The organism is Solibacillus sp. FSL W8-0372, from assembly GCF_037969735.1.
GTDB classification, from domain to species: Bacteria; Bacillota; Bacilli; order Bacillales_A; family Planococcaceae; genus Solibacillus; species Solibacillus faecavium.
This window is the reverse complement of sequence record NZ_CP150204.1, coordinates 71,062-93,548: the sequence shown is the minus strand read 5'-3', so window position 1 is coordinate 93,548 and position 22,487 is coordinate 71,062. Positions and strand designations below refer to the sequence as shown.

Sequence of the window (22,487 nt, the reverse complement as noted above, 5' to 3'; positions counted from 1 at the left end):
AGATTCCTCCTTTAATTAATTAAACTTTCTAAAGACGTTCATTGCTGTCGACAAGAAGCACCATTGAATGCACTGTCGATTTTACATTAGAAAATTTATTGTTTACGCGCACAGCTAATATGGAGAGCAACTCATCATTAGCATCTACTAACAACGGCCAACTAGCTCTTTTTAAGAAAGGAATCTTGTCATCAATAAAAATGCGAGATACTTTTTTCTGGTGCTGCATGCCATGTAGCGCAATACGATCCCCTTGTTTTGGAGACCTTATGAATAATGGAAACGATACAGATGACGCTTCGAAAAAATGTGGATGATATTGTTGTAATAGAGCATCATCACATAACGTAAGTTCTCCGATATAAATGCGCATCGTCCCAAGCATGTACCACTCATTCAAAACGATTTGTTGTTTTTCCATCAAAAAGCTCTTCTTTTTAGTTTCAAATACAACTTCATCGTATTGTCGCCGGGCAATAAAATTCTCAGGTAAATCAAGTGTACAACTTCCTTCAGACGTTGAAAACAACGCCAAAACTGTCGTACAAAGTACATAGCTTTGAAACGTTTTTGAATCGTTATAAAGATAACTTAATAGTATTAAAACGAGCCTTCTTTGTAAAGCAAGTGGTTCTTTTTGAAATGCGGAAACATTCACTTTGTAATAATTTTTGTCAAATTTATTAAAAAGCTCAGAAAAACGCACTTTTGCAAGGTCCATTAAATACGTATCATCTTCTGTAAGTTGTTGTGCGATTTGTACGGCATGTTGGGACACGAGGGGATTTTCTTCTTTTAAAATTGGCACGACATGATGACGAAATCGATTGCGGGTATAATCATTCTTTGCGTTGCTTGGATCTTCACGGTATAAAATGCTTTTACTATGTAAATATTCCCCAATTTCATGTTTTGTAACCATTAAAAACGGGCGAATTACCGTATAATCATAAAATTTTCGAATCGGTAAAATTCCTTTTAATCCATTTAACGAACTCGCTTTCGTCAGTGCCATTAACATGGATTCCAATTGATCGTCTGCATGATGGGCCGTTACTAGTTTTGTGCATTTGTGTGCATCCATGACCTCTTCAAAATAACGATAGCGCTCTTGACGGCAAATTGCCTGGATATTGCCTCCGTCTCTTTGCTGAATTTCTGCAATAGGAATAGCACAGCTGTAAAAAGGGATTCCCCAAGTTTTACACGTCTCTTCCACAAATTCACAATCCTCAGCCGATTGCTCGCCGCGTAACATATGATCGACATGGGCTACGGCGAGCTCGATTTGAAAGTAGCTTTGAAAATGGTGAAAAAAAGAAAGAAGCGCCATCGAATCAACGCCTCCTGAACAAGCAATTAATAGTTTTTCACCATCTTCTATAAGCTGATGCTCTTTTATAAAAGCTAAAACACGATGTTCTAAACTGTGCATTTTTTCACCTCATAAACCGTTCAATGTTTGATTGTTGGTCGAAATACTTGCCATGGCTTTGTTACATGTTGCAGACGGAACAGCATTACAGTACAGTCGTCCGCAATTGGGTACATTTGTTTGAATTGAGTCATTACATCAAATAATACAACTTGGATAGAGGCACCTTTTTCGATTCCTTGACGAATCAAACGGATAAATAATTGTTCTTGAGCATCCCATTGTGCGGAGGGTGAAAACAATCCATCCGAAATCATTAAAATAACGTCCTCTGATAATAATGGGGTCATTTCAGTGTCGATCGCGAAATTCGGTAAAAAGCCAATCGGTGCACTTGTACTCTCTATTTTAAATAAATCTGGTCCTCTCAACACGTAAGTTGTCATGCCGCCTGCTTTCCAGCACCATAAATGACCGAACTGTAAATCAACCAAGGCAAAATCCATCGTAGCATACATATCGGAATCATTTTTTAATGACATAACGTAATGCATCGTATGCATAGCCGTTTCAGGATCCATGTTATACGTTATACAATCTTGCATCATTTGAATTAAACGTTCGCTTTCTTCGTGTGCCCTCACATTCGTTCCCATACCATCTGATAGCATAACCGCCATTAACCCTGGGTGAATCGGAAATACTCGGTAGGAATCTCCGGAAATCGTATGGTGCGCATGCGAGTACGTATATATATCATACTCCAATTGATAACGGATTGCCGAGCGAAACTTTATTTGTCGATAAAAAATAGGCGATTGCTGTTCATAAATCGATTCGCCTTTCAGTGGTTCATGAAGCAAATCGAACAATTGCTGTTCTAGCTGCTGAATCACAACGTGTGCATCTCGCTGGTCTGCAATATAACAAATAAATTCACGATCCCCTATTTCTGTTTTTAACCACTGGATATGCAGACAATGGATATCACGTTCATTTAAATATTGCTGAATATCTCCATCTACTTCTGTTGAACCGACATCTAACTGGTGACTGCTTAAAAGCTTTTCAAAATGACTGCTTAAGTCACGCAGCTGTAAAGCAATCATCTTTTTACCATGATAATACTCACGTTCCATATGTTCTTTTTGCATAGCCGATTCCAACTCTTCTAGCAGCTTAGAAGACTTTATACACTTTCCTTTAAGTTGCTCCTCAACACGCATCCATGCAACAGGTTTTGGACTCCTTTTTGCTAATCGCCAAGCATTGATCGTCTCTTCCATTTCTCTATTTTTTCCCCAGCATTGTTCATATTTAAAACAGCTAGAGCAAATTAAAAACGGCTCTACTTTCTTTTCGTTTTTTGTTGATGGTTGTGTAAAACGTTCAAAAACAAGTTCCTTCATGAATGACACAAAGTGCTGAAATTGCTTGAGCTGAACTTCCACTACTTCATTGCGATTCACTTGAACGATACTGACCGTTTGCTGCTTATAATACATTTGACAGTATGAGAGCACATTTTTCGGTACTAATAAAAATCCAATCGCTCCTGTTAACATCGATAAAAAATAAACACTGTCTATCGGTAATGTCGCATCATAGAAAAAGAAAAAGACACTTGGGAGCAAACTAAACAATGCAACTATATAACGCCCTTGATTTTGTACTAATGCTGCAACCAAACCTGTACAAGCATATAAAATCATCATACCCGTGAAGGATAAATTGGCGAGTCCCATAAAGAACCCAAGAGATAATGAAAAGATTACGGTAGCCCCTACTGTAGAAGTATAGGCAACGAGGCAAATTAGAAAGTGAAGTAAAATGAGCGGTAATGAAAAGTAAAGTAGAGTCATGCTTTGCATACCTACCATTACACCCGCCAAAATAATCATGATTGCCGTGATTTTGTCCCTTGTCCATTCAATATGGCCTACTTCGTTAGTTTGTAATGTTAGAAGTCGAATAAAAAATAACATAGAAACGGAGAAAAAGCACTCATAAATAATATAGAATAATACCATGACAGACGGTGTACCACTATGCAGCATCATTTGCCATAATAATTGTACGATGACGATGCTGCTTGCCAGCAAAATATATGGAGATAGTTTCAAAAACTTAAATCTTACGAGACATTCCATGAAAAGTAATTGTACTAAAACAATAGCAACTTGCCCAAAACCAAGGAAGCAAGTTCCGATTATTCCTCCTAGTAATGCACTCTTTTGAAAAACAGCAAATCGGGTCCGTATAATAAGCCAGAAAGGTAGAAACAATGGAACAACTGCTTCAAAAAAAACAGCCTGAGCAAAACAAAAGGCTAGAAAGACTATAGCACTTGATATTATCATTTTTGATTTTTCTTTATATAATAATAGGCTTAAATTAAATGTTTGAAACTCATTTTGATTGTTTAATGTCACCATTTTTACTATCACCTTTTCTTTTTATCGCTATTATACAAATGCTTGAAAAGTGAATTTTGTCTGTTTGTAGGACTGCTTATAAAAAATTGTTCGACGGATTTTTTAAGGGAATATGCACGTTTTTAACTTAATTTCTAATCAAAATACAAAAAAATAATTATTACCCATTTTCCTTTCCATAATGGCCTCAAAATTTAGCGGAAATTGTTGTTGACACTTATTACAACGCATTGTATTATTAGTTCTGTTGTTAATTTTGGCGGTGTAGCTCAGTTGGCTAGAGCACTCGGTTCATACCCGAAAGGTCGTGGGTTCGACTCCCTCTGCCGCCACCATTTTTAGGCCCGTTGGTCAAGTGGTTAAGACACCGCCCTTTCACGGCGGTAACACGGGTTCGAATCCCGTACGGGTCATCTTAAGGGCTGTTTAGGAAAACATTATTTCCTAGGCGGCTTTTTTCTATTTTGGGGATTTCATAACAATCTTTTTGCTTTATACTTTATAATGTTGAAGTAAGAGGAGGCGTTTTCTTTGGTACAAAACTTTACATACTTGGCTTTTCTTTGTGGTGTGAGCATGCTTTTAGTTGTTGGAGGCGTTATTTTAACCAACTTGCCTCTCCCTCTACAGATTATAATGATTGCAGTTGGTCTTGTTGGAGGGATCTTCTGTTTTATTACACTCATCCGCTTGCTAATAAAACATAATGCAGAAAGAGAATAGCTTATACGTATAGGGCTTTACGCGGTAGCATAACTTTGCGTTGAGTTTACTGCGGAGCCTAAATATTTATACAAAGAAAGGCAGTGTTAAAAGTCAATTTGACTTTTAACACTGCCTTATCTTTCATCTATTCGACACTTTTTCTACGTTCAAACAGCCAGCAAAATTATCCTCTGCGAGCTCCACGGCCACCGCGCTTAGACTCAGTTGCACGCTTTAATGTAGTTAAACGCTCATCGCTATCTTTTAAGAAACGCGCCATCTTCTGTTCAAAGTTCTCTTTTGGTTGACGATCATTACGATCGTTAGAACGGTTGTTTTCGCGACGAGGACGCTGTGGACGCTCTGGTCGCTCAGCTTGAGGCTTTGCTTTACGAATTGAAAGACCAATCTTTCCATCCGCTTCAACATTCATCACTTTAACTTCGACTTCATCGCCTACTTTAAGATGCTCGTTAATATCTTTTACGTAGTTATCTGCCACTTCACTAATGTGAACTAAACCTGTTTTCCCATCTGGAAGCTCAACGAATGCGCCAAAATTTGTGATGCCTGTTACCTTACCTTGTACTTTGCTGCCTACTTCAATTGACATAAAAAAAATGCTCCTCCTTAAATTTTAAGAGACTCTTCGATTGAAAAGCCATTTATCAATTATAATGAAACTTTTGTTCAATAGCTTCTTCTCTAATTATAGCTAACATAAAAAGAGTGTCAACAAGACACTCTAACTAGAGGCAAATTATACCAAGTATTTTATGACAAAATGAACATATTGATTGGTTTTTTTATTTAATTTTCAAAGTAGCATTCCTTCTTAAACAATTGTAACCAACAACCGTTAAAACGCTTTCTAATCATCATCTTCTTCATCTTTAGCTTTTTCGGATTTGTTAGGGATAGTAAAAATAATTTCGCCTTCATCGGAAAGGAAAAACTCTTTCCGTGCCAACTTAGCAATATATTCATCGTCTTCCAATTTTGCTATTTGCAAGTTTAAAAGCTCTTGTTTGTGTAATGCTTCATCTAGTAATGCAGTAGCAGCAACTTTTGCTTCCTCTTTCGCAGCGAGACGTTCATGTTGAACCATATTTGCCTTAACTAATAAAACAATTGCTACCGTTGCAAGAATGAAAAATACAGCGATTCTTCTACGACGTCTAACAGCTATTTTTGCTTTAATTTGAGCTCGAGCTTGCGGATTTGATCGGACATAGTCGTTATTTAACGGCTGTACATTCTGATTATGTAGCTCTTCTTGCACATTTCTTCTTCCCATTCCCGTCGCCTCCCTCACTATAACTATTCGTTCTAATTATACAAATTCCCTACTGCGTTTTAAAGTTTTTTAACAAATATTTCCTAAAAAATTTAATAAACGGATTACATAAAAAAATAATTATTGTTTTTAATAACCTTATAATACTTACTATGACTTTGGCAACTACATGTCCTATAAATAAAATGGGCCTTATAAATATATTGATGAATACCCTTCCGAGGAAGCGTATGCTATTTTGGAAAACGACTTCATAAGCTGCAATCCCAGCTATTTGGGCAAGTGGGTCCACAAATCTCCATTGCCCTCCTTTTACTAAAAATAACAGATAAAACGTACTAACCCCTAATATCAACCAAACGTGCCATTCTAAAAGCCATGAGATCCGTCTAATATTTTTAAGGGGGATACGATTTAAATTAATTCTTATACAGTCAATGATGGCACCTACAGCTAGTCCACTTATAAACATGACGAGGATGCTTACAAGTTGCGCACTCATCATCATCCAAACAATTTATGAAGGAAACTTTTTGACAAACCATTCTCGCTTTCATCGTATTGGAATGCCTTTACTTCCCCTTCCAACGTTAGCAACCCTTTATCGACATCCAAATGTACGATTCGCAGCTCTTCTCCACGTATTAGTAAGTGGCCTTGTGATGTATTTACATAGAATTCTTCCTGATCAAACCGTTCAATACTTTTTACAGAAGTCATGTCCATACGCTTTCTATTGCGTACCGTCACTAAGTGATCCCCAGATGAAATGGTATAACGACTACTTTCTTGATGAATAGTCAATGCAAGTCCCCCTTTGAGCTTATAGTTGTACACTATATGCAACAATTAAAAAAAGCATGACTCAAAAAGATGGTCATGCTTTCTTCATTATTCTTCGTCATCAATAAATTCTGGTTCAACCTGCTCGAGACGCTCTTCTTTAACGATAGTAAACATTTTTAAAGCGTCTTCTTTTTTTACATTTTCACGCAATTCCTCAACTCGTGCGGTTACAATTTTTTGACCGAAGCGTATCGCTAGCTCATCGCCTACTTTTACTGTGCTGCTTGCTTTAGCTACTTTACCATTAATCATAATACGACCTTGTACTGCAACTTCTTTTGCTAATGTACGACGTTTAATTAATCGTGAAACTTTCAAAAATTTGTCTAAACGCATAAAATTACTCCCCTTTTTCTAATTGTTTGGCTTCATTCCAAAACGCATCTAATTGTTCTAAAGTGAAGTCATTAAATGCTTTTCCACTATTTTTCACACTTTGTTCAACAAAATGAAACCGACGGGCGAACTTCTCATTTGCATGAAGCATTGCTTCTTCCGGTGAAATTTTATAGAAACGGGCGATATTAACAAGTGTGAACAATACATCTCCAAACTCATCTGTTCGACTTATTGCTGAACCTTGTGTAATTTCATCGCGGAATTCTTGCCATTCTTCGGTAAATTTCTCCCATGCAAATTCGGCATTCGGCCAATCAAATCCGACTGTAGCCGCTTTTTTCTGATAGTTGTAAGATGTCTGGAGTGATGAATATGGACTGTATTCGTTTTCTAAAAGGGACTGATGTGCTGTATCAGCTTTTTCTTGTTTTTTTATCTCTTGCCAATTGACCATAACTGTTTCGGCATCTTCTGCTATGACATCACCAAATACATGAGGGTGACGACGGATCATTTTTTCACTGACCGTTGCCAGTACTTCCTCCAATGTAAAGTAACCATTATCTTCACCAATCTGTGCATGTAAAAATACTTGTAAAAGTACATCTCCCAGCTCTTCTACCATCGCAAAATCATCTTCTGCATCCACTGCCGCCAAAAACTCATGTGCTTCTTCCAATAAGTATTTTTTTAAAGATTCATGTGTTTGTTTTTGATCCCAAGGGCAGCCATTTGGACCACGCAATGTTGCAATGATTTGTCGGAATGTCGTCCAATCGCGCAGTGCATCTTCATCGGAGGTAACAGGTGGTACATATACCGTTGTTAAGTTATTAATTTCAGCCGCTTGATCGAGCTCATATAATGGAACTGTGCGCAGCTGCTCCTGTGATGATCCAGCTGCCGTTACAATCGTTACTGGGTAGTCATCTCGGTATTTCTCCATTAGCGTTAACTTCACCTCGGAAGCGCTGAATGAATCGTATACTTGCGCAATTAAAATGTGTTGTCGCATATTGATATCATGCTGCGACATGCTCGTCCCATCCAATAGCTGAAATCCTTCAATAGGGTCAATCTTTAACGCTCCAAAGATAGGATCTAAAAAGCTTTGCCCACCTTCAATAATCAGCTGGACACGTCCTTCACGGTCAGCTTCAATTAAATGCTGAACTGTCTGTTCCGCTACAAGGGGATGACCAGGGACCGCATACATAATATTTTCCTGTGCAGCCGCTTCAATTAAACGCTCTGCAATTTCCTCATAAACCGGACCAAACGAACCATGCTTGACGTACACTTCATCAAAGCTCGTAAATTCAATTCCTTCTCGCTTTAAATCCTGTAAAACAGGATGATCCTCTGTTCGAACATATAACTTTTCAGCGGATTTAATTTTTCTATAAACACCCATTTGCATTTGTTCAAAATCGGCCGCGCCTAAACCGATGACTGTTAATTGATTCAATATAAACACCTACTTCTTTCGATTTAACAATAGCTGATATGCGGCCATTCTTCTACCGAGCGGGATTAAAAACCAATCCTTTTCCGTTAATACACGCATTTTCGCCACTGCTGTTATAAAACTAAAAGCCCCCAACCCCACGAGCAGCACACTATAAATGAGTGCATCAACCCGACTCAGCATAGTTGGAAACACGAAATCCAAGCCAAAAATAGTACCATTTACAACAATAGCCATAATGATGGAGGCTAGTGCCAACCTTTTATAAAACTGAAAACCGGCGAAACGAATTGACGTCAGTTTTTTTAAATAAACAATTAAGGCAATAGCAGTAAAAATCAGTCCGATGTTACTTGCCATTGCTGCTCCTAAAATCCCAAACTTCGGGACGAAATAGGCATTCCCTAAATACTTCAGTATAATGCCCATTCCTAAACAGATAGCCGGAAATTTTAATTTACTATATCCTTGAAGGATTGCCGTAAATGTCAAAATAATTGATAGTGGCACAATTTGAAACGAATAAAGCTTTAGCACTTCCGAATATGCATCTGTCATAAACAGCATTTGGTTGATATATGGCATGACTAATATTAATCCAAGTGCCGATGCCACTCCGAATAATAATGAACTTCGATATGTCAACTGAATGAATGGCTTCTCACCACGGCCATTCGACTTGTGCGCCTTCAATGCTACAAGTGGCACAATAGCTAACGATAATGAGGTAGCAATAACGATACCAAGTTGAACAAGTGGTTGACCTCGATCGTATATCCCTTTTATTTCCATAGCTTGTTCTGAAGCCACCCCTGATTGGATGAGCATTTTAAAGATTGTAAAGGAGTCGACAAGTTGGAAGCATAATAATAACAGGGCACTCATGCTGATCGCGATGCTATATAGCGTTACTTCTTTTAAAATTGGCCAAATCTTTATTTTTATAGTGGTTTTGCCTAAAGGCTTATATGACCGTTTTAAAAAATATAAGAGGAGCACAATACCGGCAACTTCCCCAATGACTGTTCCGAGCATCGCGATTTTTCCCGCTGAATAAACCGATTGAGTATATTGTATTAAAATAATAGTACCAATTAAAATAATCGATACTCGAATCGTCTGTTCAAAAACTTGTGCATAGGCTACAGGTTGCATATGGCTATTAGCTTGAAAATTACCTTTTAAAATAGCCAGAAGCGGCATGCATAATGTAATAAACGAACCGACCTTCAGTAATCCTGCTAACTGCGGATCCTCCATTAAATTTGCCAATGGTTGCGCTCCAAAAAACAATAGACAAAAAAATAGCAGGGATAACGCTGTTAAGTAATAAAAGATAACCCGTGACACTGATCTTTTATATTCAGAGGTACCCCCATTTCCTTCAATATCCGCAAGCATTTTTGAGATTGCAACGGCAAATCCACTAGATGTCCAAACGACAAAAAATGAGATAAATGGATACACTTGCTGATAGACATAAAATCCTTGATCCCCTACTAAGTTTTGATAAGGAACACGGTATACAGCACTTAATACTTTTACTATGAGTGCTGCAACTGTTAAGAGAAGAGCACCCTTCATATAATTTTTCATACCAAATCTTTGCGAAGTCATTCTATTTCCTTCCTCTATTTCATACAATGTACTAATTATATCATGAAAAACCACTCGTATTTTTAGACGTTAAAGGTAATAACTACTTTTAGTGTTTGGCAAACAAATAAAAAACGCCCATCTTTATGGACGTTTTTAAGTAATTTTAGTTTTCCATTTGTTTTGCTAGGAAGTTTGCAGCCGTTTCAGCTGTCTTTTGCTCGGTTTCACCGATAAAGTGTGCTCTTGATATTAAATAGATCGCACCAATCGGGTCTCCATTCGCAATAATAGGAACGATGCAATACGATTTCACTTGTTCATACTGTCCTGCTACAAGTTCAATCGACATTTCTAATTTTTCACTAGCAATTGATCGGTTTTTAATAATATCTTCTGCAAAAACCGTTAACCGTCTTGCGACATAATCCTTTTTGGAAACGCCCGCAACGGCAATTACCTCATCTCGGTCACTTATTAATGTTGGCGTACCTAATGTTTCAAATAGTGATTCCGCATATTGTTGTGCAAATTCACCTAGATCATTAATTGGTGAGTATTTTTTTAAAATGACTTCACCTTCACGATCCGTATAAATTTCCAAAGGGTCGCCCTCACGAATACGAAGAGTTCTTCTAATTTCTTTTGGGATAACAACACGACCTAAATCATCGATGCGGCGAACTATTCCTGTTGCTTTCATCGTTTATGTTCCCTCACTTTCACATCATTTAACAGCATGATGCAACTAGTATGGTATGGAAAACTTGAAACTATGCATAAATGTAACAGTAAAAAAACAAAAAATTACCTTAAGTCCCTTTGAATAACTGAGCTTTATGGCCCGATTTTCAATAAGAGGCATAGGAAATTACAACGCTTTAATGAAAAAATGGTTTTGTTTTAAAAAGAAAGGGATATTTACAAATGATAGATAACTTTTTGGGAGGTGCTTTACATGCTAAAAGTAGACCGTACTACTACGACACCTGATGCATATCGTCAACAGCAATATTATGCAGGAACACATTTAGCTTATTATCCTGATTTATCCAAAGAACGTGCTACAACTATTACAAAGTTTGAAAACGGCATTTTTAAACGTTATTTGGAAAAACAGAATGGTCAGCGCGAATTAGTTTCATTTTCGACGACAAGAGAAAAGCAATTATTGGAATTGCGTGAAGAACATCGAAATCGTGAAGAATTACTTCAACGTCTGAATTATGCGAGTGGTGTTCATTATAGTGTGCAACCAAACTTCCTGTAATTCATTTAGCATTAAAAAAGAGAGGAAATGTTAAAAGTTAAAAACTTTTAAGATTCCCTCTCTTTTTATGATTCTTTTTTTGCTGATGCTATAATTTTTATCACTTTTTCAACTACATCGAATGGCAAGTGGTTTCCGCATTTTTGATAATCTACTGTTACTACCAGCTGTGCTCCTTCCATTCCGAAGCCTACCGCTCGACCAAACTCCATCGATTGCTCTACAATTTGCGCTCCATTTGTATTGGATGTGCCTTCCTCCGATAGGATAATCGATACGGTTTGTTGTTTTTCTTTGATCGAAAGTACACCTGCTTCCATTGCCCATACTTTCATACGTGCAATGCGCATGAGCCGTTCAGTTTCTACTGGTAAATCCCCGAAACGGTCCTGTAATTCATCAATGATTTCTAAATAATCCTCTATGCGCTCCATTGCTTTAATTCGTTTATACATCTGGATTTTTTGAAATCCATCCGGAATATATGCATCTGGTATATACGCATCAATATGCAGCATAATTTCAATTTCCTGCTTCTCTTCTTTTTTCACACCACTGCGACGTTCTTCCACCGCTTCTTCCAGCATTTGTGAGTACAGATCAAACCCGATGGAATCAATGAACCCATGCTGCTGCGCACCAAGTAAATTTCCTGCCCCACGAATTGATAAATCACGCATTGCTATTTTAAAACCTGAACCAAGTTCCGTGAATTCCTTAACTGCCTGTAAACGCTGCTCTGCTACTTCTGTCAGTACTTTATTGTGTTCATACATAAAGTAGGCATAGGCAATACGATTCGATCGACCAACACGTCCACGCAGCTGATATAGCTGAGAAAGACCCATTCGATCTGCATCATGTACAATTAATGTATTCACATTTGGAATATCAACGCCTGTTTCGATAATTGTTGTCGTTACTAAAACATCAAATTCCCCTTCAATAAACGCTAAAATAACAGATTCCAGCTTTGCTTCCGTCATTTGTCCATGTGCAAAAGCAATTCGCGCATCGGGTACAAGCATTTGAATCTCCTCTACACGTCTTGTAATATCTTCCACTCGATTGTATAAATAAAAGACTTGCCCTCCACGCGCCATTTCACGCTCAATTGCTTCGCGAATGAGCGCACCATTATGCTCCATTACATAGGTCTGTACAGGGAAACGATTTTGCGGCGGTGTTTCAATAACAGATAAGTCACGAACTCCCACCATAGACATATGGAGTGTACGTGGAATCGGTGTAGCTGTTAGTGTTAACACATCGACATTAGTCCTTAGCTGTTTAATTTTCTCTTTATGAGTAACACCAAAACGCTGCTCCTCATCGACAATAAGTAAACCGAGATCCTGATACACTACATCTTTTGATAAGATACGATGTGTACCTATAACTATATCAACGGTTCCTTCCCGTAAACCTTTTAATGTGTCCGTTTGTTGCTTTTTAGTACGGAATCGACTTAATAGCCCAACATTAATAGCATATTCCTCAAAGCGCTTCGATATTGTTTCATAATGTTGTTGTGCCAAGATCGTTGTTGGCACTAAAAAGGCAACCTGTTTGCCATCTAAAATGGCTTTAAATGCAGCACGTATCGCAACTTCAGTTTTCCCATACCCTACATCTCCACAAACAAGGCGATCCATCGGGCGTTCACGTTCCATATCTTTTTTCACTTCAGCGATTGTACGCAGTTGATCTTCTGTTTCTTCATAAGGGAAGGCCGCCTCAAAACCTCGCTGTTCATCGGAATCCGGTGAAAATGCAAAACCTTTTTCTGCTTCACGCTTTGCATAAAGCTTAATTAAATCGTCTGCTATGTCTTGTACAGCATTCGAAACTTTAGTGCGTGTCTTTTTCCATTCTGTACCACCTAGTTTATGAAGCTTTGGCTCCTTTTCACCTGATGGCACATAACGCTGAATGAGCTCAATTTGATCGACCGGCACATATAATTTATCATCTTCCCGGTAGCGAACATGTAAATAATCCTGATGAGTCCCATTTACAACGAGTGTTTCAATACCGATATATTTCCCGATTCCGTGATGTACATGGACAACATAGTCTCCAGGTTTAATTTCGGTATATGATTTAATTCTCTCCGCATTTGTCATTTGCTGTGGACGTGATTTTTTCTTTGCCTGTTGTTTAAACAGTTCATCATCTGTAACAACTGCTATTTTTTGTAGCGGGAGCTCAAAGCCAGATGACAATGCTGTGTTCACTAAATAAATACCCGGTGCATCTGAATAACCAATTGTCGATGCAATATGGTAGTCGTCCAATAAATTTTGCATCGCTTTTATGCGATTTTCGGAATTAGCCGTAAATAGAACAACAAATTTTTCATGGGTCCAACGTTCAATCTCATTTTGTAATAATGCAATCTGTCCATGAAATTGTTGCATTGGCTTGCATGAAAAGTTAATCGTCTTCTTAAGCGTGATACCTGCAAATGTGCGTGTAAATAACGCGAAATACACCTTTTGTTGCTTTAACATGGCAAGTAGTTCTTTCATCGAATGGGAAGGCTTTACTTCATGAAGCATTTTCCCTTCTTCGATTAAGGAAATAAACCAGCCACTCTCCTCACGTTCCCATGCTTCCATTACTTCTTGTATTCGTCCTAGTTCATCAAAAAGAACGAGGCCATCTTGCATGAAGTAATCACCTAGAAAATGAGGCTTCTCAAATAGTAACGAGCCATATTTTGCAATGTGATCAGGTAAATGACCATGACGAAGCATTTCAATATCCTGTGTGATATTTTGCATAAGCAATTCCTGTGTTTCTTGCTTACGAACCTTCTTTAAGCTTGCTGCCAGGGATACTTCTAGGCGATCTGCAAGAATGATTCGTTCGTCTTTTGTAAGAATTAATTCCGTTGCAGGCAAGATTTTAATCTCATTTAACTTCTCAATAGAACGCTGATTGTCTGCCGAAAATGTACGGATTGAATCTACTTCTGTATCAAATAATTCAATTCGAATTGGATTTTGTGCATATGGCGGGTAGATATCCAAAATCCCTCCGCGCATGGCAAACTCCCCAGGGGTAGTTACCATTTCACTTCTCGTATAGCCCATTTCTACGAGTTTATTTAACCACTGACTAATGTCGACATCCTCACCTAAAGACGTAGAAAGCTCGTGTCCAAGCCAGTCTTGCGGGGCATTTAACATCCTGCGCATTCCTGCGGCTGGAATGATATAAATACCGCGCTCTTTATTTACTAATTTTCCTAATGTGGCAATACGCTGTGCACGAAGCTCTGGAGAGGAAATCGTCATATTGGCAGCGATAAATTCTTCCGCAGGATAATAATGAACATGTTCCTCACCGACTAATGCACTTAAATCATCGACCAATTTCTGTGCCTGCAGCAAATTGGAGGATACGATATAAATGGATTTGTTCGTTTCCTGGTAAATCGTATGAATTAAAGCTGGCCTCGCACTACCAGTCAACCCTGTTATGAGGTAGTCATTCGCTAAATTCTTGTCTATTTGCTCTATAACATTATCAATCTGTTTATCTTTTTTTAATAACTGATGAATCGTATCCACGTATAGTCCCCTTCCTCTATTTTAAGTAAGTGGATATAGAAACGGAAAAAGCCTTGGCGCACTGTATGCGACCAAAGCAACTCCTTTACTGTAACCATTTTTTAAGCGCATAATAATCTGGGAACTGACGCAATGAATCTTCACAATGCTCACAAATACTATGAATTGTCGTTTCTCCACGCTCGTTTTTTTCAAGATAATCATCTATTTCACCTATTTCAAATAAATGAAGTTTTTGAATTGTCTCTTCCGCCTCAAAAGGTAAAGTACCAATCTCTACCTTACAATGTCTACATAGGTAGCGTACAGGCATCTCCCATGGCCTCCTTTAAAACACTTATGTATATTAAAGTATAGCCATCATTTCATTAATTTATGCGCCGTTGAATTTGTTCATCACTTCTAAAAATGGCTTTGTTAATGCTGTTTCAATTGCATCACAACTCTTATCAATTGCATCTTTTACTATAGGCTGATCTTCTTTTGAAAACTTCGATAATACATAATCAGCCACTTTCATGCCTGCAGGAGGACGATTCACACCGACACGGATTCGATTAAATTCTTGTGTACCTAAATGCTGTATTAAAGATTTAATCCCATTATGACCGCCAGCGCTTCCCTTACTGCGTAATCTTAATTTACCCGTTTCTAAATCTAAATCATCATAAATAACAATAATATCTTCAATTTCTATATCAAAATAATCCATTAAAGGTCTTACACTTTCTCCTGATAAATTCATATATGTTAATGGCTTCAATAAAATAACTTTTCCTTCAGGACGATGAACCGTTGCATACATACCATTAAATTTTGTCTGGTTTAATGGTGCATTCCACCGATTTGCTAATTCATCAATCACATCAAAACCTATATTATGGCGTGTATGTTCATATGGTTTCCCTGGATTCCCTAATCCAATAATTAATTTCACTAGTAATCGCATCCTTTTTCTCTAATCGCCTTTATTTTATCACACATTCTCTTAGAACGTATGCATCACCGATTAGTATGGCGCTAACGAACTATCTCTTTTTTTTCTCACCATATACAGCACAAAAAAGCCTACTGCTGCTAGAAAACGTACAACTGTCGATAAATACATTGCTACTTCCATCGTATATGCCTCGAGGAGCCAAATGCCGATTTGAGGGGAAGTAAATGCTATAGTAGCAAGCAACACATTATAAGTCGTAATACAATAAGTACGCACTTCCTGTGGTGAGTTTTCCAGCAATAAATTAAACAATATTAATACAGTCCCTGAGACGAATAACCCCGAGATCAATGACATTACTACTAAATAATAAAGGTTTGTCGATAAAGCCATTAGTAAAGGTGCTGTCGACATGCCAAAGGCTACCCAGACGAATACGTACATATTGCCATATTTTTGAGACCACTTCCGCCATAATGAAAAGGAGAAAATTTGTGCCGACATATTCGCTACATTGAACATACTAATCCAAAAAATAGTTGCTCCTGCATAACGTACATTATAAATATTAAAAAGTCCCCATGCCATTTGCCAACCAAAGTTAAAAATAAGGGCAACAATTAAAAACAAGACATACTTATTATTCTTAAAAATGGACCAATCCATCGCACGCTTCTTTTCTAAACTTAGTTCTCGTACAGGCTCATCGTGCTTTAATAAAAAATAGAGCTCTACAATCCCAACAACAAAAGTAAACATAAATAAGATTTGATAGGCTATTTGATTAGCCGTCATATCCTTCATAACAACGCCAATAGTAAGTGTGACAATTAAGCCTACAATTGTTAACAATCGATTACGATCACTGAAAAACTGTGCTCTGCGTGTTTCTTCGATAATATTCCCGATAAAAGATTGCCAACCCATATTAGCCATCGTATTCGGTACGCTCATCGCAGCAATTAATGCTAAAAGCAGCCATGAACCAAAGCTTCCAGGCACATAACTAACAAATGCAATTAGCAAAAATACAAAGCGCGCGGCTAATACAGAAAAAGCAACAAGCCTTTTTTGTTCAATAGACCGATTCAGCAAAATGGCGGCAGGTAATGTCATTAGTAATGTAATGAGTGGTGGTAAAGAACTAATTAACCCCACCTGATAATTTGTTGCACCGAGAATGGTCATAGCAAATATTGGAATATAGCTATTTGAAGTATTTTGTGCAACGGCAGAAGCCATTCCGTGATAAATACTCATCTTTTCATTATGTGTTCTCATAAATCCCTCTGATTTTTCTTAATATTTACGCATCTTCATATTATTATACTGATTTTCTTTCGGATGTCGAAGCTTTTTTGAAGCAAAAAAAAGCCACCCTATAGGGCGACTTCTTTTAAATGCTAATCTTCTCTACCTGGTTTTTCAGGTGTTAATTTTTCTCCTGTTGCTTCAACATCATCGGCTGTAACATTTTCTGCATCTGCATTAACATCTTCAACTGGTGCCGCTGGTGGTGTTACCGTTGCTAATGTATAATCGTCATCTTGTACTATTGAAAATCCTGTAAACTGATCACGAACATTACCCACAGATAACGTATCACCAACTTCTAATCCGGATACATCAATTTCTACAGTATCTGGAATATCGCTTGGATTTACTTTCACTTTCAATGTATGATTCGGTTGAGTTAACACTCCACCTTCCTTCACACCAACTGAAGTTCCTACCAATGCTACAGGAACATCCACTTCAAGCTCTTCTTTCATATTGATAGCAAGGAAGTCAACGTGTTTTACAAGACCTTTAATTGCATCACGTTGGATATCAGTAAGTACTGCATTTACACTTTTCCCGTCTACCTCAATTTTAAACACGCTTGCTGTACCATATGATTGAACTACCTTTGCCGTTTCTCTATAATCCAACGAAATCGGCGTTGTATTTGTTTCGTAGCCATATAGCACACCTGCTAACTGACCATCTTTTCTAAGTTGGGTTAATGTCGAACGTTTCCCAGTATCGCGCTTTTTTGCTTTTAAAACTGCAGTCATATTCCATCGTCCCCCTTAAGTAGTTATACAATAGTTTATTTACCCTGCATTTGTAGAAATTAAACATATTCATTATCTGACTTTTTCAAAAATTAATAGATAGATTTCAATCAAAAAAGAAAAACAGCCCAGGGAATAATATCCCTGAGCTGTCCAAATTTTATTAATCAAATAATGTACTAACTGATTTATTTTCATAAACACGAGAGATTGCATCTGCCATTAATTTAGCAACAGATAATTGCTTAACTTTTGGAGAAATTTTATCTTCACTTAATTGAATGGTATTTGTTACAACCAATTCTTTAATTGAAGAATTTTCAATACGCTCAATTGCTGGACCAGATAATACTGGGTGAGAACAGCAAGCATAAACTTCTTTTGCACCACTCTTAATTAATGCCTCTGCACCAATCGTAATTGTACCTGCCGTATCAATAATATCATCGATTAAAATACATACTTTACCCTCTACATTACCAACAATGTTCATAACTTCCGCTACATTCGGCTTTGGACGACGTTTATCAATAATAGCAATTGGAGCTTTTAAGCGCTCAGCCATTTTACGAGCACGTGTTACTCCACCATGATCTGGAGAAACAATTACTAATTCCTCTTCTTTAAATCCTTTAGAACCGAAATGTTCAGCAAGTAGTGGTACTGCCACTAAATGGTCAATTAAAATATCGAAGAAACCTTGAATTTGAGGTGCGTGTAAATCTAATACGATTACACGAGTTGCACCGGCAGTCTCGAGAAGATTTGCTACTAATTTAGCAGTAATTGGTTCACGCGCTTTTGCTTTACGGTCTTGACGTGCATAGCCATAGTAAGGCATAACAACGTTTACCGTGCGAGCAGATGCACGTTTAACAGCATCAATCATAATTAAAAGTTCCATTAAATGTTCATTAACAGGAGCAGAAGTAGATTGAACGATAAATACATCCATTCCTCGAATACTTTCTTCAATGCTAATTTGGACTTCTCCATCACTGAAGTGTTTTACAGATGATTTCCCTAGTTCTACACCCATTTCATCAGCAATCTCTTTTGCAAGGGGATTGTTTGAATTTAATGAGAAGATTTTTAATTTTGAGTCAGCGTATTGATACGGCATGATGGCCTCCTGTATTTTAAATAATTTTATTTTGAATTTAATTTACTCATATAGCCTAGCTTATTTTCCTGACGAGCACGTGCAATCGCTAATGCATCTTCTGGAACTTCTTTTGTAATTGTCGAGCCAGCTGCAATAAATGACCCTTTTTTCAATGTTACCGGGGCAACTAAATTTGAATTGCATCCAATAAATACATCGTCTTCAATAATTGTCTTATATTTATTTTTACCATCATAGTTCACAGTAATAGAGCCACAACCAACATTTACATTGCTGCCTACTTCTGCATCACCAATATAACTTAAGTGGGACACTTTTGTATCATCACCTAGCGTGCTTTTCTTAACTTCTACAAAGTTACCAATTTTTACGTGGTTGCCCAATGACGATTCCGGACGTAAATGCGCAAATGGACCAACTGCCGTTTCATCACCCACTTGGCTATTTAGCACAACTGAACTGTGGATCGTAGTTTTATTTCCAATTTGGCTATCAACGATATGGCTGTTCGGACCAATTTTGCAGTCTTCACCAATTACCGTTTTACCTTCAATAATTACACCAGGTAAAATGACAGAGTCACTGCCAATAATCGCGTCTGCACTAATATGTGTAGTTGCCGGATTAATAATCGTTACACCATTTCTCATATGACGTTCATTAATACGAGCTCGCATTAACTCTTCAGCTTGAGACAGCGCAAAGCGATCATTAACACCCAGCGTTTCATCAAAGCTATCTGTCACATGTGCTGCAACAATTTCACCTTGCTTTTGAAGGATTTCAATGACATCCGGTAAATAGTATTCACCCTGTGCATTTTCATTTTTCACTTGCTTTAGGGCCTCAAATAACGCTTCATTATCAAAGCAGTAAGTACCTGTATTTATTTCTTTTACAAGCTGTTGCTCCTGTGTTGCATCTTTTTGCTCAACAATTTGAGAAACCTGACCATCCTCGTTGCGTAAAATACGCCCATAGCCGGTTGGGTTATCTGTAACCGCTGTCAAAATAGTAGCTTTTGCATTTTCTGAAGCATGGTGATCTAGTAATGCTTGCATTGTTTCAGGACGAATTAAAGGCGTATCTCCACATACTACAAGTGTAGTTCCAGTAAGTCCTTTTAAAATAGGCTCTGCTTGCTGAACAGCGTGTGCAGTACCAAGTTGCTCTGCTTGTAAAACATACTCACTTTTATTTCCAAGTGTTTCTTGAACAAGCTCTGCACCATGTCCTACAACAGTTACGACGCGCTCTACATTAAGAGAACCAATATGGTCGATTACATGTTCCACCATTGGCTTTCCACATACTGGGTGAAGCACTTTATATAATTTGGACTTCATTCGTGTACCTTGACCAGCAGCCAAGACAACTGCATAAGTATTTGTCATATTACAAGTCCTCCATTTTCAGCTCATTTTCTCTTATGACTATATAGTAAATTCACAATCTTTTCAAGGTATTCAGACTTGACAAAAGTTTGAAATCACATATTTAAATGCGATTAAAATATATAATCATTATGGCTTTTTCGACATTATTCCCTTTTTTTCTGTTATAGAACATTTTTATCAAAAAAAATAAAAAAAGAGCCTCCTCAAATGAGTGACCCCTTCGTTTTAATATTAAACATTTGCTTCTTCCAATTCCATTGCATCGTCCTGATTTTCATCAGCTGAAGCATGGAATGCCTCTAACACGATGTCCTGGATTTTATTACGTGTATTCGAATTAATTGGGTGTGCAATATCCCGGAATTCACCATCTGGTGTTCTTTTACTTGGCATCGCTACAAATAAACCAGTATTTCCATCAATTACACGAATATCATGAATAACAAATTCATCATCTAGTGTAATTGATGCAATAGCGCGCATACGTCCATCTGTTTGAACACGTCGTAATCTTACGTCTGTTATTTCCATTATGAATTCTCCCCCTATACTTAGGCGCTTCATTTTGTAATACTGAAAAAAGAGAATTTCTTCTCTCCCATTCATTTAATCACTTAAATTGCACCTTTTATCATAGAATACAATAGAATGTAATTTTTTTCTATCTACAATTTTTATAATTGTTAAAATAAACAAAATATTCTGCGTTTTATTTATTATTTTGTAATAATTCAACGAAAAAATCTATCATAATATTTATAAAATAGAAAAACCTACACTTTTTTTATAGTAAAGGTGTAGGTTTTATTATTATTTAACTAACGCTATAACTTCAATTTCAACTTGTACATCTTTCGGAAGCCGCGCAACTTCTACTGCCGAACGTGCTGGTTTATGATCGCCAAAATGACTCGCATACACTTCATTCATTGCAGCAAAATCATTCATGTCTTTCATAAATACTGTTGTTTTTACAACCTGATTTAAAGACGATCCTGCAGCAGCCAAAACGGCCTTTAAGTTTTCAAATACTTGATGTGTCTGTACTTCAATATCGCCTTCTACTAGTTCCCCTGATGCTGTAAGGGGGATTTGGCCTGAAGAATAAAACATATTATTTACTACGATACCTTGTGCATATGGTCCGATTGCTGCAGGTGCATTTGCTGTTGATACTGTTTTCATACTAATTTCTCCCCTTTTGAAAAAAATTACCTTCACTTAATGCAATAGTGCGATCTTTCTCATTCACTTCTTGTAGCTTTACTAATGAATAATAGTCCCCTACTAGTGTTTCATCTGCATGTTCTGCTTCTACTAAGACAGCAATACCTGCAAGTTCACAATCAAATTCTTCTAGTAAGTTTTTCATTCCATTCATCGTACCTCCGACTTTCATAAAATCGTCGGTAATTAATACGCGCTGGCCACTTTTCATACTACGCTTAGATAAAACCATTGTTTGAATACGACGAGAAGATCCCGATACATAATTAATACTTACGGTTGAGCCCTCTGTTACTTTGCTGTCACGACGAACTACGACTACAGGCACATTTAAATGTCTTGCAATCGCATGGGCAATTGAAATACCCTTTGTTGCAACTGTCATGATAACATCAATTTTTTGGTCACCAAATGCACTCGCAAATACTTTCCCTACACGATTCATCAACTCCGGATTTCCCAATAAATCCGTCATAAATAAATACCCACCAGGAAGTAGACGATCTGATTGGCTTAATTCAGCAATTAATTCCCTAGTAATTTGACGAACTTCATGTTCCGCCATTCTAGGAATATATTTAACACCACCTGCTGCGCCAGGTACGGTTGTCAATAACCCGATTCCTTTTTCTTCAAATGTTTCCTTTACAATTGTTAAATCTTCACTAATTGAAGACTTTGCAGAACTGTAAAGCTCAGAAAAATAAGTTAGCGGGATCAACTGATGTGGATGCTCAAGTAAATAATAAGTCATATCTACAAGGCGTTCACTACGCTTCCATTTCATGCGACCCTCTCCTAAACAATAATAATTAAAATACGAATATTTAA

21 protein-coding genes and 2 tRNA genes are annotated in these 22,487 nt (G+C 37.4%); 4 read left to right on the top strand and 19 right to left on the bottom strand.

The features are described 5' to 3' along the window. Window positions 1–28: 28 nt before the first annotated feature. Together tilS and MKY13_RS00435 are read right to left on the bottom strand one after the other, a co-directional pair. Window positions 29–1,435, bottom strand: a complete 1,407-nt coding sequence (gene tilS / locus MKY13_RS00440) for a tRNA lysidine(34) synthetase TilS (protein ID WP_339214667.1) — start codon at window positions 1,433–1,435, stop codon at window positions 29–31. 20 nt (window positions 1,436–1,455) lie between these two features. Then, window positions 1,456–3,810 (bottom strand): SpoIIE family protein phosphatase, encoded by a 2,355-nt coding sequence (locus tag MKY13_RS00435; RefSeq protein ID WP_339214665.1) that lies wholly within the window; start codon window positions 3,808–3,810, stop codon window positions 1,456–1,458. A 258-nt stretch (window positions 3,811–4,068) separates the two neighbouring features. On the opposite strand from MKY13_RS00435, the gene MKY13_RS00430 reads away from it, so the two are divergent. From MKY13_RS00430 to MKY13_RS00420, 3 genes are all read left to right on the top strand, one after another. Beyond that, window positions 4,069–4,145, top strand: a tRNA-Met gene (locus MKY13_RS00430). Window positions 4,146–4,151: 6 nt separating this feature from the next. Beyond that, window positions 4,152–4,223: transfer RNA gene (locus tag MKY13_RS00425), tRNA-Glu, on the top strand. 118 nt (window positions 4,224–4,341) lie between these two features. Next, window positions 4,342–4,533, top strand: a complete 192-nt coding sequence (locus MKY13_RS00420) for a sodium:potassium antiporter (protein ID WP_191701713.1) — start codon at window positions 4,342–4,344, stop codon at window positions 4,531–4,533. 166 nt (window positions 4,534–4,699) lie between these two features. Here the strand turns inward: MKY13_RS00420 and MKY13_RS00415 are convergent, their stop codons facing one another. The 7 genes from MKY13_RS00415 to spoVT all read right to left on the bottom strand — a co-directional run bounded on the left by MKY13_RS00415 (window position 4,700) and on the right by spoVT (window position 10,764). After that, window positions 4,700–5,128, bottom strand: coding sequence for a S1 domain-containing RNA-binding protein (locus tag MKY13_RS00415; protein WP_008408265.1), 429 nt, complete (start codon window positions 5,126–5,128; stop codon window positions 4,700–4,702). Window positions 5,129–5,386: 258 nt separating this feature from the next. After that, window positions 5,387–5,812 carry a septum formation initiator family protein gene (locus MKY13_RS00410; protein ID WP_191701714.1) on the bottom strand — a complete coding sequence of 142 codons (426 nt, stop codon included), beginning with the start codon at window positions 5,810–5,812 and terminating at the stop codon, window positions 5,387–5,389. A 504-nt stretch (window positions 5,813–6,316) separates the two neighbouring features. Continuing rightward, entirely contained in the window at window positions 6,317–6,616 is a 300-nt protein-coding gene (gene yabP / locus MKY13_RS00405; protein WP_191701716.1) for a sporulation protein YabP, read from the bottom strand. An 87-nt stretch (window positions 6,617–6,703) separates the two neighbouring features. Then, a complete protein-coding gene (locus tag MKY13_RS00400; RefSeq protein ID WP_191701717.1) occupies window positions 6,704–6,994 on the bottom strand; it encodes an RNA-binding S4 domain-containing protein in 291 nt (96 codons plus the stop codon). 4 nt (window positions 6,995–6,998) lie between these two features. Beyond that, window positions 6,999–8,465, bottom strand: coding sequence for a nucleoside triphosphate pyrophosphohydrolase (mazG, locus tag MKY13_RS00395; protein WP_339214663.1), 1,467 nt, complete (start codon window positions 8,463–8,465; stop codon window positions 6,999–7,001). A 9-nt stretch (window positions 8,466–8,474) separates the two neighbouring features. Next, on the bottom strand, window positions 8,475–10,082 hold the full coding sequence (locus MKY13_RS00390) for a polysaccharide biosynthesis protein (RefSeq protein ID WP_339214661.1): 1,608 nt from the start codon (window positions 10,080–10,082) through the stop codon (window positions 8,475–8,477). 145 nt (window positions 10,083–10,227) lie between these two features. Next, window positions 10,228–10,764 (bottom strand): stage V sporulation protein T, encoded by a 537-nt coding sequence (spoVT, locus tag MKY13_RS00385; protein ID WP_191701720.1) that lies wholly within the window; start codon window positions 10,762–10,764, stop codon window positions 10,228–10,230. Between the two features lie 255 nt (window positions 10,765–11,019). Here spoVT and MKY13_RS00380 point away from each other — a divergent pair, with 255 nt between their 5' ends. Continuing rightward, window positions 11,020–11,331, top strand: a complete 312-nt coding sequence (locus tag MKY13_RS00380; protein ID WP_191701721.1) for a hypothetical protein — start codon at window positions 11,020–11,022, stop codon at window positions 11,329–11,331. A 65-nt stretch (window positions 11,332–11,396) separates the two neighbouring features. Here MKY13_RS00380 and mfd read toward each other — a convergent pair whose 3' ends face one another. From mfd to purR, 10 genes are all read right to left on the bottom strand, one after another. Then, window positions 11,397–14,909 (bottom strand): transcription-repair coupling factor, encoded by a 3,513-nt coding sequence (mfd, locus tag MKY13_RS00375; RefSeq protein WP_339214658.1) that lies wholly within the window; start codon window positions 14,907–14,909, stop codon window positions 11,397–11,399. Window positions 14,910–14,994: 85 nt separating this feature from the next. Continuing rightward, the gene (locus tag MKY13_RS00370) at window positions 14,995–15,222 is read right to left on the bottom strand and encodes an anti-sigma-F factor Fin (RefSeq protein ID WP_191701723.1); all 228 of its coding nucleotides are present in this window, start codon (window positions 15,220–15,222) and stop codon (window positions 14,995–14,997) included. Window positions 15,223–15,282: 60 nt separating this feature from the next. Beyond that, window positions 15,283–15,846: an aminoacyl-tRNA hydrolase gene (pth, locus tag MKY13_RS00365; protein WP_191701724.1), complete on the bottom strand. Its 564-nt coding sequence runs from the start codon at window positions 15,844–15,846 to the stop codon at window positions 15,283–15,285. Between the two features lie 72 nt (window positions 15,847–15,918). Then, window positions 15,919–17,130, bottom strand: coding sequence for an MFS transporter (locus MKY13_RS00360; RefSeq protein ID WP_339214656.1), 1,212 nt, complete (start codon window positions 17,128–17,130; stop codon window positions 15,919–15,921). A gap of 122 nt (window positions 17,131–17,252) precedes the next feature. After that, window positions 17,253–17,906 carry a 50S ribosomal protein L25/general stress protein Ctc gene (locus MKY13_RS00355; protein ID WP_339214654.1) on the bottom strand — a complete coding sequence of 218 codons (654 nt, stop codon included), beginning with the start codon at window positions 17,904–17,906 and terminating at the stop codon, window positions 17,253–17,255. Window positions 17,907–18,069: 163 nt separating this feature from the next. After that, window positions 18,070–19,029 carry a ribose-phosphate diphosphokinase gene (locus MKY13_RS00350; RefSeq protein ID WP_191701727.1) on the bottom strand — a complete coding sequence of 320 codons (960 nt, stop codon included), beginning with the start codon at window positions 19,027–19,029 and terminating at the stop codon, window positions 18,070–18,072. A 26-nt stretch (window positions 19,030–19,055) separates the two neighbouring features. After that, window positions 19,056–20,426, bottom strand: coding sequence for a bifunctional UDP-N-acetylglucosamine diphosphorylase/glucosamine-1-phosphate N-acetyltransferase GlmU (glmU, locus tag MKY13_RS00345; protein ID WP_339214652.1), 1,371 nt, complete (start codon window positions 20,424–20,426; stop codon window positions 19,056–19,058). Window positions 20,427–20,660: 234 nt separating this feature from the next. After that, the gene (gene spoVG, locus MKY13_RS00340) at window positions 20,661–20,960 is read right to left on the bottom strand and encodes a septation regulator SpoVG (RefSeq protein ID WP_191701729.1); all 300 of its coding nucleotides are present in this window, start codon (window positions 20,958–20,960) and stop codon (window positions 20,661–20,663) included. Between the two features lie 279 nt (window positions 20,961–21,239). Then, complete coding sequence (locus MKY13_RS00335) at window positions 21,240–21,614, bottom strand: RidA family protein (RefSeq protein WP_339214650.1); 375 nt, start codon at window positions 21,612–21,614, stop codon at window positions 21,240–21,242. Between the two features lies 1 nt (window position 21,615). After that, complete coding sequence (gene purR, locus MKY13_RS00330; RefSeq protein WP_191701731.1) at window positions 21,616–22,443, bottom strand: pur operon repressor; 828 nt, start codon at window positions 22,441–22,443, stop codon at window positions 21,616–21,618. Window positions 22,444–22,487 lie beyond the last annotated feature (44 nt).